Origin of the sequence: Streptomyces tendae, from assembly GCF_008632955.1 — a bacterium.
Classification (GTDB): Bacteria; Actinomycetota; Actinomycetes; order Streptomycetales; family Streptomycetaceae; genus Streptomyces.
In genome coordinates this window covers 5742324-5756735 of sequence record NZ_CP043959.1, presented here as the reverse complement: position 1 = coordinate 5756735, position 14412 = coordinate 5742324, and the positions used below count along the sequence as shown (strand labels likewise).

The window sequence follows — 14412 nt, the reverse complement described above, 5'->3', positions numbered from 1 at the left end:
GGCGGGGGGAACCTGTCGGCTCCGCCCGCCGACAGGCCGACGCCCCCAGGAGCGCCCCCGCCGATGTCCTCAGCCACGTCCCCCGCCGCCGCACCGCAAGCGCCGGACCGCGCCACCGGCCGGGAGCGGCGGTACGACATCGACCTGCTGCGGGTGCTGTGCACCGCCGCCGTCGTCCTGGTGCACGCCTCCGCCGAGTTCATCGACGCCGGGCACCGCACCACCGGGATCCTCGGCGACACGGCGGGCCGGTTCGCCGTGCCCGCGTTCTTCGCGATGGCGGGCTGGGCCGCGCTGTCCGGCGCGCCGGTGCGCGACGAGGCCCGGCTGCTCGCCCGGCTGGGCCGGATCCTGCGCCCGATGGCCCTCTGGACGGCCCTCTACCTGCTGGCGTCCTACGCGTTCGGCGGAAACCGGGGCCAGGCGGGCGAGGAGGCCGTGCGGGCCCTCTTCGGGTCCGTGGAGGCAGCCTTCCACCTCTGGTACCTGTACGCCTACGTCCCCCTGCTCCTGCTGCTCGGCGTCGTGGTGCTGGTGGTGCGGGGGCGTGCCCTGCCCCGCCGTTCGGCGGTGCTGCTGGCCGCCCTGGCCGTCGCACCGGCGCTCCTCGGGGACGTGACGACACTCACCGGGTGGTCGCCGCCCGACTGGGCGTGGTCGGTGCCGCTGTCCTCGGTGGTGTACGCGGTGGCCGGCGCCGCGCTGCTCGCCGCCCCGCGCCGCGGCCCGCGCGCGCTGTGGGCGGCGGCCGCCGCGGTGACGCTCGTCGTCCTCGCCGTGTACCAGCTCACGGTGCGCCACCCCGCCGCGTACGGCAGCGCCGCGGTGGCCGCGGTGACGTTCGCGGTGCTCGGGACGGTGGCCGGGGTGCGGGTGCCGGAGCGGGCCCGGCCGCTGCTGGCGCGGCTGTCGGACGCGTCGTTCGGGACGTACCTGGTGCACCTGGTGTTCGTGACGCTGCTGGCCGGGCCGGTCGCCGGGCACCTGCCGGCAGGGCCCTGGGCCCCGGTGGCGCTCGCCGTGACCACGGTGGCGGCGGCCGCGCTGTCCTTCGCCGTGAGCCTCCTGTGGGGGCGCCTGGGGTGGCGCGCCTGGCTCGGCTGAGCCGGCAGCGGGGTGTGCGGGGCGCCGCTCGCGCCGCTCCGTAGACTGGGGAACGTGAGCGAGCGCCCAGATTCAGCAGGTCCCGACCCGGACGACACCTTCGACGAGTTCGCGGAGCTCGTGGAGGAGGAGACCCGCCGCGACCCCGACCTGGCGGTGATCGAGGCCGGCAGCCGTACGCTGCGCACCCAGGGCGGGCCGCCGCAGGCGGACGTCCCCGCGCGCCCGGCCGACCCCGAGGTCGACAAGGCCCTGCGTGAGGTGGAGGCGGAACTCGCCACCCGCTGGGGCGAGACCAAGCTGGAGCCGTCGGTGGCCCGCATCGCCGCCCTGATGGACGTCCTCGGGGAACCGCAGCGCGCGTACCCCTCGATCCACATCACCGGCACCAACGGCAAGACGTCCACGGCCCGCATGATCGAGGCCCTGCTCGGCGCCTTCGACCTGCGCACCGGCCGCTACACCTCCCCGCACGTCCAGTCCGTCACCGAGCGGATCAGCCTCGACGGGGCACCGGTCTCCGCCGAGCGGTTCATCGAGACGTACCAGGACATCAAGCCGTACGTGGAGATGGTCGACGCCTCCCAGGAGTACCGGCTGTCCTTCTTCGAGGTGCTGACCGGCATGGCGTACGCCGCCTTCGCCGACGCGCCCGTGGACGTGGCGGTCGTCGAGGTCGGCATGGGCGGCACCTGGGACGCGACGAACGTGATCGACGCCGGTGTCGCCGTGGTGACGCCGATCGACCTGGACCACACCGACCGGCTGGGCTCCACGCCCGCCGAGATCGCCACCGAGAAGTCCGGCATCGTCAAGCAGGACGCGACGGTGATCATGGCGCAGCAGCCGGTGGACGCGGCGCAGGTGCTGCTGAAGAAGGCCGTCGAGGTGGGCGCCACCGTGGCCCGCGAGGGTCTGGAGTTCGGCGTCCTGGACCGGCAGGTCGCCGTCGGCGGCCAGCTGATGACGCTGCGCGGGCTGGGCGGCGAGTACACCGAGGTGTACCTGCCGCTGCACGGCGCGCACCAGGCGCACAACGCGGCGGTGGCCCTCGCCGCCGTCGAGGCGTTCTTCGGCATCGGTTCCCAGCAGGCCCAGCCGCTCGACATCGACACCGTGCGCAAGGCGTTCGCCTCCGTCGCCTCGCCGGGCCGCATGGAGGTCGTGCGCAGGTCGCCGACCGTCGTGCTGGACGCCGCCCACAACCCGGCCGGCGCGCGGGCGGCGGCCGACACGATCGGGGAGGCCTTCCAGTTCAGCAACCTCATCGGCGTGGTCGGCGCGAGCGGCGACAAGAACGTGCGCGGGCTGCTCGAGGCGTTCGAGCCGGTCTTCGCCGAGGTCGTCGTCACCCAGAACACCAGCCACCGCGCGATGGACGCCGACGAACTGGCCGCCGTCGCCGTCGAGGTGTTCGGGGAGGACCGCGTGCAGGTCGAGCCGCGGCTGCCGGACGCCCTGGAGGCCGCGATCACGCTGGCCGAGGAGGAGGGCGAGTTCGCCGGCGGCGGTGTGCTCGTCACCGGTTCCGTCATCACCGTCGGCGAGGCCCGACTGCTCCTGGGGAAGGGCTGAGATCCCGTGCGTACGCTCTGTTCGTCGACGCTGATCGGCGAGTTCTTCGTGATCGGCTTCGCCGGCCTCGTGGCGATGAAGCAGCCCGACCTGTCCACCGGCACGGTGTGGACGGTCTGCGGCATCGCCATGTTCCTGTCGGTCGTCCTGTGCGGGATGGTCGGCCGGCCGGGCGGGGTGGCCCTGGGCTGGGCACTGCAGATCGCCCTCGTCGCCTCCGGTGTCTTCGTGCCGATGATGTTCTTCCTGGGCGCGGTCTTCGCGCTGCTGTGGTGGGCGTCGGTGCACTTCGGGCGAAAGGTGGACGAGGCCAAGGCCCGTTTCGCCGCACAGGCGCAGCAGCCGGACACTGCGTGACGGACGGTCCGACACGCCCGGTAACCTCTGTGACCCGCACCATTCGACGCACAAGGAGCCCCGTCGTGACCCAGCGCACCCTCGTCCTCCTCAAGCCCGACGCCGTCCGTCGTGGCCTGACCGGCGAGATCATCAGCCGCATCGAGCGCAAGGCCGGCTGGCGGATCACCGCGCTGGAGCTGCGCACCCTGGACCAGGACACGCTGGAGCAGCACTACGGCGAGCACCAGGGCAAGCCCTTCTACGAGCCGCTGGTGGAGTTCATGGCGTCCGGCCCGGTCGTGGCGATGATCGTCGAGGGTGAGCGGGTCATCGAGGGACTGCGTCAGCTGGCGGGCCCCACCGACCCGATCGCCGCCGCTCCGGGCTCGATCCGCGGCGACTACGGCGTGATCGTCCGCGAGAACCTGATCCACGCCTCCGACTCGGAGGAGTCCTCCGCCCGGGAAATCAAGATTTTCTTCCCGGGCCAGGCCTGAGCAAGCCCTGACCGGGCCGGCCCTCGACCTCCCGACACGCCCGGCCGGGGCTGTCGACGCGCGCCGCGCCGGAGCCCCGGCCGGGCCCGGACCCGAAGCTCCCGACCGCGCCGAGCCGGACCTCGGCCGCACCGAGGCGGGATGCCGTCCGGGTGGTCGGATTGCCGGCCGTGCCGAGGCGGAGGGGGACGCGGGCTTGGCCGGCTCGGACATGGCCCGCGCGGCCGGGGCGCGGCGTGTCGTGGTGACCCGGCGCGCCCGGGCGGACACGTCGGGGTGACGCCGCGCGCGGCCCGTCCCACCACGAGGGAATCCGCGCATAACGATCACATCGCGGCCACGGCCCGCGGTTATGTCGTACGTCGTAGGGTCTGAGGGCTTTGCCCCCGGGCCATATTTGGCATATGCACGGCGTTCGGGGGAACGGATGCCCCCGATGGGCCGTCTCCAAAGGCAGGGCGACCCGCCATCTGATGACAATGGCGAAGACCCTCGCACAGTGTGCGCGAAGGCACGTCTACCATGGACGCCATCGCGTCACCGCACCCACCTCGCCGACCTGAAAAGCCCTCAAAAGCTCGTGGGAAGGCCAGACGAATCCTGATGGGGAACTCAATGTCGTTCATCGGCCGTGACATGGCTGTCGACCTCGGGACCGCCAACACGCTGGTGTACGTCAGGGGTCGCGGAATCGTACTCAACGAGCCGTCCGTCGTCGCGATCAACACCAACACCGGTGGCATCCTCGCGGTCGGTGCCGAAGCGAAGAAGATGATCGGGCGCACGCCCGGCAACATCGTTGCCGTGCGCCCGCTGAAGGACGGCGTCATCGCCGACTTCGAGATCACCGAGCGGATGCTCCGCTACTTCATCCTGAAGATCCACAAGCGGCGGTATCTGGCTCGTCCGCGGGTCGTCGTCTGCGTGCCCTCGGGCATCACGGGCGTCGAGCGCCGCGCCGTCATCGAGGCGTCGTCCCAGGCCGGCGCCCGTCAGGTGCACATCATCGAGGAGCCCATGGCGGCCGCCATCGGCTCCGGTCTGCCGGTCCACGAGGCCACCGGCAACATGGTGGTGGACATCGGCGGCGGCACCACGGAGGTCGCGGTCATCTCCCTCGGCGGCATCGTCACCGCCCAGTCCATCCGGGTCGCGGGCGACGAGCTGGACAACGCCATCATCCAGCACATCAAGAAGGAGTACTCCCTCCTGCTGGGTGAGCGGACGGCGGAACAGATCAAGATCACGATCGGTTCGGCGTACGACCTCGACACCGACGAGCACACCGAAATCCGCGGCCGGGACCTCGTCTCCGGGCTGCCGAAGACCGTGGTGATCTCCGCCGCCGAAGTGCGCAAGGCGATCGAGGAACCGGTCAACGCCATCGTGGACGCGGTCAAGACGACCCTCGACAAGTGCCCGCCGGAGCTGTCCGGCGACATCATGGACCGGGGCATCGTGCTGACCGGCGGCGGAGCGCTGCTGCGCGGCCTCGACGAGCGGCTGCGCCGGGAGACCGGCATGCCGATCCACATCGCCGAGGACCCCCTGGACAGCGTGGCGCTCGGCTCCGGCAAGTGCGTGGAGGAGTTCGAGGCCCTCCAGCAGGTGCTGGACGCCCAGCCCCGCAGATGACACACCGCCACGACTCCGCCGTGCGAGACGTTCCCTCTCGTGCGGCGGAGCGCTGGTATCGAGGCCCGGGGCCGGCGGTGACGCCCCGAAGGCCCCGGGCCACACCGCCGCACAGCTGAACAGACCCCCACCTCATACCCGTTCTCGACGAGGAAGGCACGGCCGCCGCACGTGAGGGACACGAAAGAGAGCCGGCTGCTTCTGGTGCTGCTGATCGCCACCGCGTTCGCACTGATCACGGTGGACATCCGCGGTGGGGAGGACTCACCGGTCGACGGTGCCCGGCAGGCGGCGGCGTCCGTCTTCGGCCCGATCGAGAACGGCGTGTCCAGCGCGGTCGACCCGATCGGCAACGCGGTCACCGCCGTCCGCGAGTCCGGTGACCGGCACGACCGGCTCGCCGAACTGGAGCGGGAGAACGCGGCGCTCAAGGCCGAACTCGGCAGCGACGACCGCAGCCGCAGCCGCCTCAAGCAGCTCGACAAGCTCCTCGGCGTCGCCGGGAAGGGCCAGTACGGCATCAAGGGCGCTCAGGTCATCGCCATAGGAGCGGCCCAGGGCTTCTCCTGGACCATCACCATCGACGCGGGCGCCGACGACGGCATCAAGCGCGACATGACCGTCCTCAACGGCGACGGCCTGGTCGGCCGTGTCACCACCGTCGGCCCCGGCACCGCCACCGTGCTGCTCGCCAGCGACCCCGACTTCACCGTCGGCACCCGCATGGAGGCGGGCGACGAACTCGGCTTCGCCTCCGGCCAGGGCGACCGTCCGCTGCGCGTCGAACTGCTCAACGGCAAGGCCGAGATCAAGAAGGGCGACCGGCTGGTCACCTTCGGCTCGCAGGCCGACAAGCCGTTCGTGCCCGGCGTCCCGGTCGGCGTGGTCTCCCGCGTCGACCCCTCCGGCGGCGACCTGACCCGCACCCTGTACGTCACCCCGTTCGTCAATTTCAGCAAGCTCGACGTGGTGGGCGTCGTCGTCCAGGCGCCCGCGAAGGACCCGCGCGACACGGTGCTGCCGAAGAAGCCCAAGCCGACCCCGACGCCGACCGTGACGGTGACCGTCACCCCCTCGGCCCCTGCCGACGGCCTGAACCAGCAAGAGCAGTAGGAGCTGTCACCCCATGCGCGTCAACCGGATCCTGCTCTCCAGCTCGCTGATCGTCGTCGCCCTGGTGATCCAGGTGAGCGTCCTCGCCCGCCTCCACCTCCCCGGTGCCGTCCCCGACCTGCTGCTGCTCGTCGTCCTCGGACTCGCCCTGGTCTACGGCCACGTCGGCGGCGCCCTCGTCGGTTTCGCCGCGGGCCTCCTCGCCGACCTCGCCCCGCCCGCCGACCACGCCGCCGGCCGCTACGCGCTCGTGCTGTGCGTCATCGGCTACCTCGCCGGACTCGTCAAACCCGAGAGCGGACAGGTGAAGACGGCGGCCGGCCCGATGCTCGTGGTGGTCGCCGCCGCGGTCGGCTCCACGCTGCTCTACGCCGGGGTCGGCGCCCTCGTCGGCGACACCGCCGCCCGCCACGTCGGCCTGAGCGGACTGCTGTTCACCGCCGCCCTGTACGACCTGCTGCTCGCGCCGTTCGTGGTGCCCGGCGTGATGGCACTGGCCCGGCGCGCCGAGAACGACCCGCTCGCCGACACGAACTCCACCAGGTCCGGGGACATCTCCTCGGGCTGGCTCTCCGGCGGCACCGGACTGAGCATCGGCGGCCGGCGCAACGGACTGCGGGTCAGGGCGGCCCGCGCCCGCTCGGCCCGCGCCGGACGCATCAAGGGGGTCAAGCGCCTGTGACCACCCGAGACTTCACCGGTACGGGTGAACGCGGCTGGAACGCGCGTCCACCGGCCGGTCGTTCACCACTCGTCACCATCCGCACGCACGCGCTCTGAGAGGGGAGGAAGCAGCGTGACCAACATCCCCGAGACCGGCCGCAGCACACGCGTCCAGGTCCGGCTCGTCGTCATCCAGGTCCTCGTCATCTCCCTGCTCGGCACCCTCGGCGGGCGCCTGTGGTACCTCCAGATCCGCGAGGGCGACCAGTACGCCAAGGAGGCCTCCGGCAACCACGTCCAGCAGGTCGTCCAGCCCGCCGTGCGCGGTTCGATCCTGGACGCCCGCGGCGTGGCCCTCGCGGACAACGAGACGCGGCTCGTCGTCTCCGCCTCCCGCACCGACCTCATGAAGATGGAGGACGACGGCGAGGCGGTCCTCACCAAGCTCGCGGGCGTCCTCGGCATGAAGCCCGAGGACGTCATGATGAAGGTCCGGCTGTGCAACGCCGAGACCCCCCAGCCCTGCTGGAACGGCTCGCCGTACCAGCCCATCCCCATCACCGACGAGGCCACACCGAAGCAGGCCCTGCAGATCCGCGAGCGCGCCGAGGACTTCCCCGGCATCACCGCCGAGCCGCAGGCCCTGCGCCGCTATCCGAGCCCCGGCAAGGCCAACACCGCCCAGGTCCTCGGCTACCTCTCGCCGGTCACCGACGAGGAGATCCAGCAGGCCCAGGACACCGACTCGCCCTACCTGCGCTCCGACATGGTCGGCCGCTCCGGCCTGGAGCGGCAGTACGACCGGCAGCTGCGCGGCAAGGCCGGCGTCACCCGCTACGAGGTCGACAAGCTCGGCCGCGTCCTCGGCCAGGCCCAGGCCGACCCCGCCGAGCCCGGCGCCAACCTCGTCACCAGCATCGACTCCCGCGTGCAGCGCATCGCCGAGTTCGAGCTCAACGAGGCGATGAAGGAAGCCCGCAAGCAGCACGACCGCAACACCGGCCGCAACTACGAGGCCGACTCCGGGGCCGTCGTCGTCATGGAGGCCAAGACCGGCCGCGTCGTCGCCATGGCCTCCAACCCGACCTACGACCCCAACTCCTGGGTCGGCGGCATCTCCGCAAAGGACTACGCCCAGCTCACCGGCAAGAAGTCCAACTACCCGCTGCTGAACCGCGCCATCCAGGGCCTGTCGGCGCCCGGCTCCATCTTCAAGGTGATCCCGACGGCCGCCGCCATCAAGGCCGGCTACTCCTTCGAGGGCCCCTACAACTGCTCCAGCGCATACTCCATCGGCGGCCAGGTCTTCAAGAACTTCGAGTCGCAGAACCACGGCCCGATCAGCCTCGGCCGGGCCCTCGAGGTCTCCTGCGACACCGTCTTCTACGCCCTCTCCCACGAGGAGTGGAAGCGCGACGGCGGCAACAAGCCCAAGAAGAACGCCAACGACTGGTTCTACAAGACCGCCCACCAGTTCGGCCTCGGCGAGGAGACCGGCATCGACCTGCCCAACGAGGTCACCGGCCGCGTCCCCGACCGCCAGTGGAAGGCCGACTACTGGAAGGCGAACAAGGACGCCTGGTGCAAGTACGGCAAGAAGGGCGGCAGCTACGCCGAGCAGATCGCCTACGAGAACTGCCTCGAAGGCAACCGGCTGCGCGCCGGTGACTCGGTGAACTACTCCATCGGACAGGGCGACACACTGGTGACGCCCATCCAGATGGCCACCATCTACGCGGCCATCTCCAACGGCGGCACCCTCTACAACCCCACCGTCGGCAAGGCCGTCATCAGCCCCGACGGCCGGACGGTCAAGGAGATCGAGCCCCAGGCCCACGGCAAGCTGCCGACGTCGGAGAAGACGCTCAAGCAGATAGACGAAGCCCTTGAGGGAGTCGCCACCCGCGGTACGGCCGCGTGGCGGTTCGGGGGCTGGCCGCAGGACAAGATCCCGATGCACGCCAAGACGGGTACGGCCGAGGTGTACGGCAAGCAGACCACCTCGTGGTTCGCCACCTACACCAAGGACTACTCGATCGTGATGACGATCTCCCAGGGTGGTACCGGCTCCGGCGCCTCGGGCCCCGCCGTGCGCAACATCTACAACGCCCTCTACGGCGTCTCCGAGGACGGCGAGATCGACAACAAGAAGGCGCTGCTGCCCACGCCGCAGAAGACGCTGCCCAAGGTCCGCACGGACGGCACCATCACCTCGCCGAAGGTCTCCAAGGACTTCGCCAAGGACCAGCGGGCCACGCCGTCGCCCGACGCCGAGGCCGGCACCCCGCAGCAGGACGACCCGGCCGACCCGCAGCAGACCGGCACGGCCCCCTCGCCCGAGAACACCAACCGCGACACCCGCCGCAGACGACGCCGGGGCCCGGGGCCGGGCCGCGGCGGCGGGCGGCCACGCGGCCGCGCGTACCGGGCGCGCGGCGCCCGCCCTGAGAGGACGGCGTCATGACCGGCGGCGTCAACAGCTTCCAGGTCTCCGGGTACGGACCCGAGCGGGCCGGCTGGACGCGGGTGTTCGCCCGCGACTCCCTGGCCCGCCGGCTGGACTGGCCGATACTGCTCTCGGCGCTCGCCCTGTCGCTGCTGGGCTCGCTGCTGGTGTACTCGGCCACCCGCAACCGCACCGAGCTCAACCAGGGCGACCCGTACTACTTCCTGGTCCGGCACTGGCTGAACACCGGCATCGGGATCGCCCTGATGATCGGCGCCCTCTGGCTCGGCCACCGCGGCCTGCGCACGGCCGTGCCCCTGCTGTACGGCGCCTCGGTGTTCCTGATCCTGCTGGTGCTCACCCCGCTGGGCTCCACGATCAACGGCGCGCACAGCTGGATCCAGCTGCCCGGCGGCTTCTCCCTGCAGCCCTCCGAGTTCGTGAAGATCACGATCATCCTGGGCATGGCCATGCTGCTCGCGGCCAGGGTCGACGCGGGCGACAAGCCGTACCCCGACCACCGCACGGTGCTCCAGGCCCTCGGCCTCGCCGTGGTCCCCATGCTGATCGTGATGCTCATGCCCGACCTCGGATCGGTCATGGTCATGGTCATCATCGTGCTCGGCGTGCTGCTCGCCTCAGGAGCCTCCAACCGGTGGATCTTCGGCCTGCTCGGCGCGGGCGCGGCCGGCGCGATCGCCGTCTGGCAGCTCGGGATCCTCGACGAGTACCAGATCAACCGCTTCGCCGCCTTCGCCAACCCCGAACTCGACCCGGCCGGCGTCGGCTACAACACCAACCAGGCCCGCATCGCCATCGGCTCCGGCGGACTGTCCGGTTCCGGCCTCTTCCACGGCTCGCAGACCACCGGCCAGTTCGTCCCCGAACAGCAGACCGACTTCGTCTTCACTGTCGCCGGCGAGGAACTCGGCTTCGTCGGCGGCGCACTGATCATCGGCCTGCTCGGCATCATCCTCTGGCGCGCCTGCCGCATCGCCCGCGACACCACCGACCTGTACGGCACCATCGTCGCCGCCGGCATCGTCGCCTGGTTCGCGTTCCAGAGCTTCGAGAACATCGGCATGACCCTGGGCATCATGCCGGTCACCGGTCTGCCCCTGCCGTTCGTCTCCTACGGCGGATCCTCGATGTTCGCGGTCTGGCTGGCGGTGGGCCTTTTGCAGTCGCTCCGGGTGCAACGGCCCATGTCCGCCTGACCCCCGGCCCGCCCGGCCCGCCCGGCCCCGCGCGTCACCGGTGCGGAGCGGCCCACTGCCGCTCCGCACCCACGGCGACTAGATTCGGGACATGGCGGACACCAAGCGCGAGATCGAGCGAAAGTACGAGTCCCACGACAGCGGGCTGCCCGACCTGACCCGCGTCCCCGGGGTCGCGACCGTACGGGAGCGGGGCGTCACCCACCTCGACGCCACCTACCACGACACCGCCGACGAACGCCTCGCCGCGGCCGCGGTCACCCTGCGCCGCCGCACCGGAGGCTCCGACGCCGGGTGGCACCTGAAGTTCCCCGTCGCCCCCGGGGCGCGCGACGAGATCCACGCCCCGCTCTCCGACACCCTCCCGGACGAACTCGCCGCCCTGGTCCGCTCCCGCGTCCGCGACCGCGACCTGCTGCCCGTGGTCCGGCTGCGCTCCGACCGCGACGTCCGTCACCTCCTCGACGCCGACGGCCGGATGCTCGCCGAGGTGAGTATCGACACCGTGCACGCCGAACGCCTCACCGGCGCGGGCGGCACCGCCCGGTGGACGGAGATCGAGGTCGAGCTCGCCGACGACGGCGACCCCGCCTTCCTCGACAAGGTCGACAAGCGGCTCCGCAAGGCGGGCGTACGGCCCTCCGCGTCGGCCTCCAAACTGGCCCGCGCCCTCGCCGAGACCGCGCCGGACACCCCGTCCGCCAAGGGCGGCGGCAAAGCCGCGGACACCGCCGGAGCGCCCCCCCACGGCACCCGGGCCGCCCCCGGCACAAGCACCGCCCCCGCCCGGACGGCACCCCCGTCACCGCCGGCGACCACGTCCTCGCCTACGTCCGCGCCCAGCGCGACGCCCTCGTCGAGCTCGACCCCGCCGTACGGCAGGACGTCCCCGACTCCGTGCACCGCATGCGGGTCGCCACCCGCCGCCTGCGCAGCACCTTCCGCACCTTCCGCAGCGTCCTCGACCGGGCGACGACCGACCCGGTCGCCGACGACCTCAAGTGGCTGGCCGCCGAGCTCGGCCTGGACCGCGACCAGGAGGTCCTCGCCGAACGCCTCACCGACGCCCTCGGCGCCCTGCCCGCGAACCAGGTCACCGGCCCGGTCGCCGACCGCCTCGCCACCTGGTCCGCCGCCCGTCACAAGGGAGCCCACCAGGAGGTCGTCGCCATCCTCGACTCCCGCCGCTACCTCACCCTCCTCGACACCCTCGACGCCCTGCTCGCCGACCCGCCCCTGCGGAAGAAGGCCGGGGCCAAGCCGCGCAAGGTGCTCGCCAAGGCCGTGCACAAGGACTTCGACAAGCTCGCCGGACTGGTCACCCACGCCCAGGAGCTCCCGCCCGGCCCGGAGCGCGACACCGCACTGCACGAGGCGCGCAAGAAGACCAAGCGCACCCGGTACGCCGCCGAGGCCGCCGCCCCCGCGCTCGGCGCGCCCGCCGAGGAGGCGGTCCGGGACATGAAGGCGCTGCAGAGCCTGCTCGGCGACCACCAGGACAGCGTCATGGCCCGCCGTACCCTGCGCGAGCTCGCCGCGGTGGCCCACGCGGCGGGGGAGAGCGACTTCACGTACGGCGTGCTCCACGCCCGCGAGGAACACCGCGCGCGGGCCGCCGAGGCCGCGCTCCCGGAGGCGTGGAGCTCGATCGGCCGGGAGTTCGCGTTCTGAGCGCCGTACGGGGGACCCCTCCGGGCGGGTTAGGCTGGATGGTCACCCGCCCCTGAGCCGTTTGTCCGGCCGGGGGGACCGCAGTCACCACACGAAGGTTCGCGATGCCTGCCGAAGCCGCCGAGTCTGTGTTCCCGCAGCTCGAAGCTCTGCTCCCGCATGTGCAGAAGCCGATCCAGTACGTCGGCGGAGAGCTCAACTCCACGGTCAAGGACTGGGAATCCTGCGACGTCCGCTGGGCGCTCATGTACCCGGACGCGTACGAGGTCGGGCTGCCCAACCAGGGCGTCATGATCCTCTACGAGGTCCTCAACGAACAGGACGGCGTCCTGGCCGAGCGCACCTACAGCGTCTGGCCGGACCTCGAGGCGCTGATGCGCGAGCACCGTGTGCCGCAGTTCACCGTCGACAGCCACCGTCCGGTCAAGGCGTTCGACGTGTTCGGCCTGAGCTTCTCCACGGAGCTCGGCTACACGAACATGCTCGCCGCCCTCGACCTGGCCGGCATCCCGCTGGAGGCGAAGGACCGCGGTCTCGACGACCCGATCGTCATGGCCGGCGGCCACGCGGCCTTCAACCCGGAGCCGATCGCCGACTTCATCGACTGCGCGATCATCGGTGACGGCGAGCAGGCGGTCCTGGAGGTCACGCGGATCATCCGGGCCTGGAAGGAGGAGGGCCGCCCCGGCGGCCGCGAGGAACTCCTCCTGCGCCTGGCGAAGACCGGCGGCGTGTACGTCCCCGGCTTCTACGACGTCGAGTACCTCCCCGACGGCCGTATCGCCCGCGTCGTGCCCAACCGCTCCGGCGTGCCGTGGCGCGTGTCCAAGCACACCGTCATGGACCTCGACGAGTGGCCCTACCCCAAGCAGCCCCTCGTCCCGCTCGCCGAGACGGTGCACGAGCGCATGTCCGTGGAGATCTTCCGCGGCTGCACCCGCGGCTGCCGCTTCTGCCAGGCCGGCATGATCACCCGCCCGGTCCGCGAGCGCTCCATCACCGGCATCGGCGACATGGTCGACAAGGGCCTGAAGGCGACCGGCTTCGAAGAGGTCGGCCTGCTTTCCCTGTCCTCCGCCGACCACTCGGAGATCGGCGACATCGCCCAGGGCCTCGCCGACCGCTACGAGGAAGACAAGATCGGCCTCTCCCTGCCCTCCACCCGGGTCGACGCCTTCAACATCGACCTGGCGAACGAGCTGACCCGCAACGGTCGCCGTTCGGGCCTCACCTTCGCCCCCGAGGGCGGCTCCGAGCGCATCCGCAAGGTCATCAACAAGATGGTCTCGGAGGACGACCTGATCAGGACCGTCGCGACGGCCTACGGCAACGGCTGGCGCCAGGTGAAGCTCTACTTCATGTGCGGCCTGCCCACCGAGACCGACGACGACGTCCTGCAGATCGCCGACATGGCCACCCGGGTGATCGCGAAGGGCCGCGAGGTGTCCGGCTCCAACGACATCCGCTGCACCGTCTCCATCGGCGGGTTCGTGCCCAAGCCGCACACCCCGTTCCAGTGGGCCCCGCAGCTCTCCGCCGAGGAGACCGACGAGCGCCTGGCGAAGCTGCGCGACAAGATCCGCGGCGACAAGAAGTACGGGCGTTCCATCGGCTTCCGCTACCACGACGGCAAGCCCGGCATCGTCGAGGGCCTGCTCTCCCGCGGCGACCGCCGCATCGGCTCGGTCATCCGCGCGGTCTACGAGGACGGCGGCCGCTTCGACGGCTGGCGCGAGCACTTCTCCTACGACCGCTGGATGGCGTGCGCGGACAAGGCGCTGGCCGAGTTCGGCGTGGACGTCGACTGGTACACCACCCGCGAGCGCACCTACGAGGAGGTCCTTCCCTGGGACCACCTCGACTCCGGTCTCGACAAGGACTGGCTCTGGGAGGACTGGCAGGACGCCCTGGACGAGACCGAGGTCGAGGACTGCCGCTGGACCCCGTGCTTCGACTGCGGCGTGTGTCCGCAGATGGGCACGAGCATTCAGATCGGCCCCACGGGCAAGAAGCTGCTGCCCCTGACGGTCAAGAACGCGGGTCCGGTGCCGAGCGGTCACGCGCACTGAGCCCGGCCCGGGCTGACGGGCGCGACACGAAACGGAGCAGCGGCCTCTTCGGCGGGGGGCCGCTGCTCCGTTGTCGTGGGGTG

10 protein-coding genes and 1 pseudogene are annotated in these 14412 nt (G+C 71.4%); all 11 read left to right on the top strand.

Translation table 11 applies throughout. The features are described from left to right. The first annotated feature begins 63 nt into the window (after positions 1–63). The 11 genes and pseudogenes from F3L20_RS26445 (at position 64) to F3L20_RS26395 (ending at position 14329) form a co-directional block, all read left to right on the top strand. Positions 64–1104 (top strand): acyltransferase, encoded by a 1041-nt coding sequence (locus F3L20_RS26445; RefSeq protein WP_150156460.1) that lies wholly within the window; start codon positions 64–66, stop codon positions 1102–1104. A gap of 54 nt (positions 1105–1158) precedes the next feature. After that, a complete protein-coding gene (gene folC / locus F3L20_RS26440) occupies positions 1159–2679 on the top strand; it encodes a bifunctional tetrahydrofolate synthase/dihydrofolate synthase (RefSeq protein ID WP_150156459.1) in 1521 nt (506 codons plus the stop codon). 6 nt (positions 2680–2685) lie between these two features. Next, a complete protein-coding gene (locus F3L20_RS26435; protein WP_145827779.1) occupies positions 2686–3036 on the top strand; it encodes a DUF4233 domain-containing protein in 351 nt (116 codons plus the stop codon). 65 nt (positions 3037–3101) lie between these two features. Further along, the gene (ndk, locus tag F3L20_RS26430; protein ID WP_145827780.1) at positions 3102–3515 is read left to right on the top strand and encodes a nucleoside-diphosphate kinase; all 414 of its coding nucleotides are present in this window, start codon (positions 3102–3104) and stop codon (positions 3513–3515) included. Between the two features lie 615 nt (positions 3516–4130). Next, positions 4131–5150, top strand: a complete 1020-nt coding sequence (locus F3L20_RS26425; protein ID WP_006133575.1) for a rod shape-determining protein — start codon at positions 4131–4133, stop codon at positions 5148–5150. 171 nt (positions 5151–5321) lie between these two features. Beyond that, a complete protein-coding gene (gene mreC, locus F3L20_RS26420; protein WP_145827781.1) occupies positions 5322–6263 on the top strand; it encodes a rod shape-determining protein MreC in 942 nt (313 codons plus the stop codon). 13 nt (positions 6264–6276) lie between these two features. Then, complete coding sequence (mreD, locus tag F3L20_RS26415; protein ID WP_150156458.1) at positions 6277–6945, top strand: rod shape-determining protein MreD; 669 nt, start codon at positions 6277–6279, stop codon at positions 6943–6945. A gap of 114 nt (positions 6946–7059) precedes the next feature. Continuing rightward, entirely contained in the window at positions 7060–9390 is a 2331-nt protein-coding gene (mrdA, locus tag F3L20_RS26410; RefSeq protein ID WP_150156457.1) for a penicillin-binding protein 2, read from the top strand. Continuing rightward, a complete protein-coding gene (gene rodA, locus F3L20_RS26405; protein WP_150156456.1) occupies positions 9387–10589 on the top strand; it encodes a rod shape-determining protein RodA in 1203 nt (400 codons plus the stop codon). Before mrdA ends, rodA begins: the two co-directional genes overlap by 4 nt. A 91-nt stretch (positions 10590–10680) precedes the next feature. Further along, positions 10681–12260 (top strand): annotated as a pseudogene (locus F3L20_RS26400) (CHAD domain-containing protein). 104 nt (positions 12261–12364) lie between these two features. Then, positions 12365–14329: a TIGR03960 family B12-binding radical SAM protein gene (locus tag F3L20_RS26395; protein WP_150156455.1), complete on the top strand. Its 1965-nt coding sequence runs from the start codon at positions 12365–12367 to the stop codon at positions 14327–14329. Positions 14330–14412: the final 83 nt, after the last annotated feature.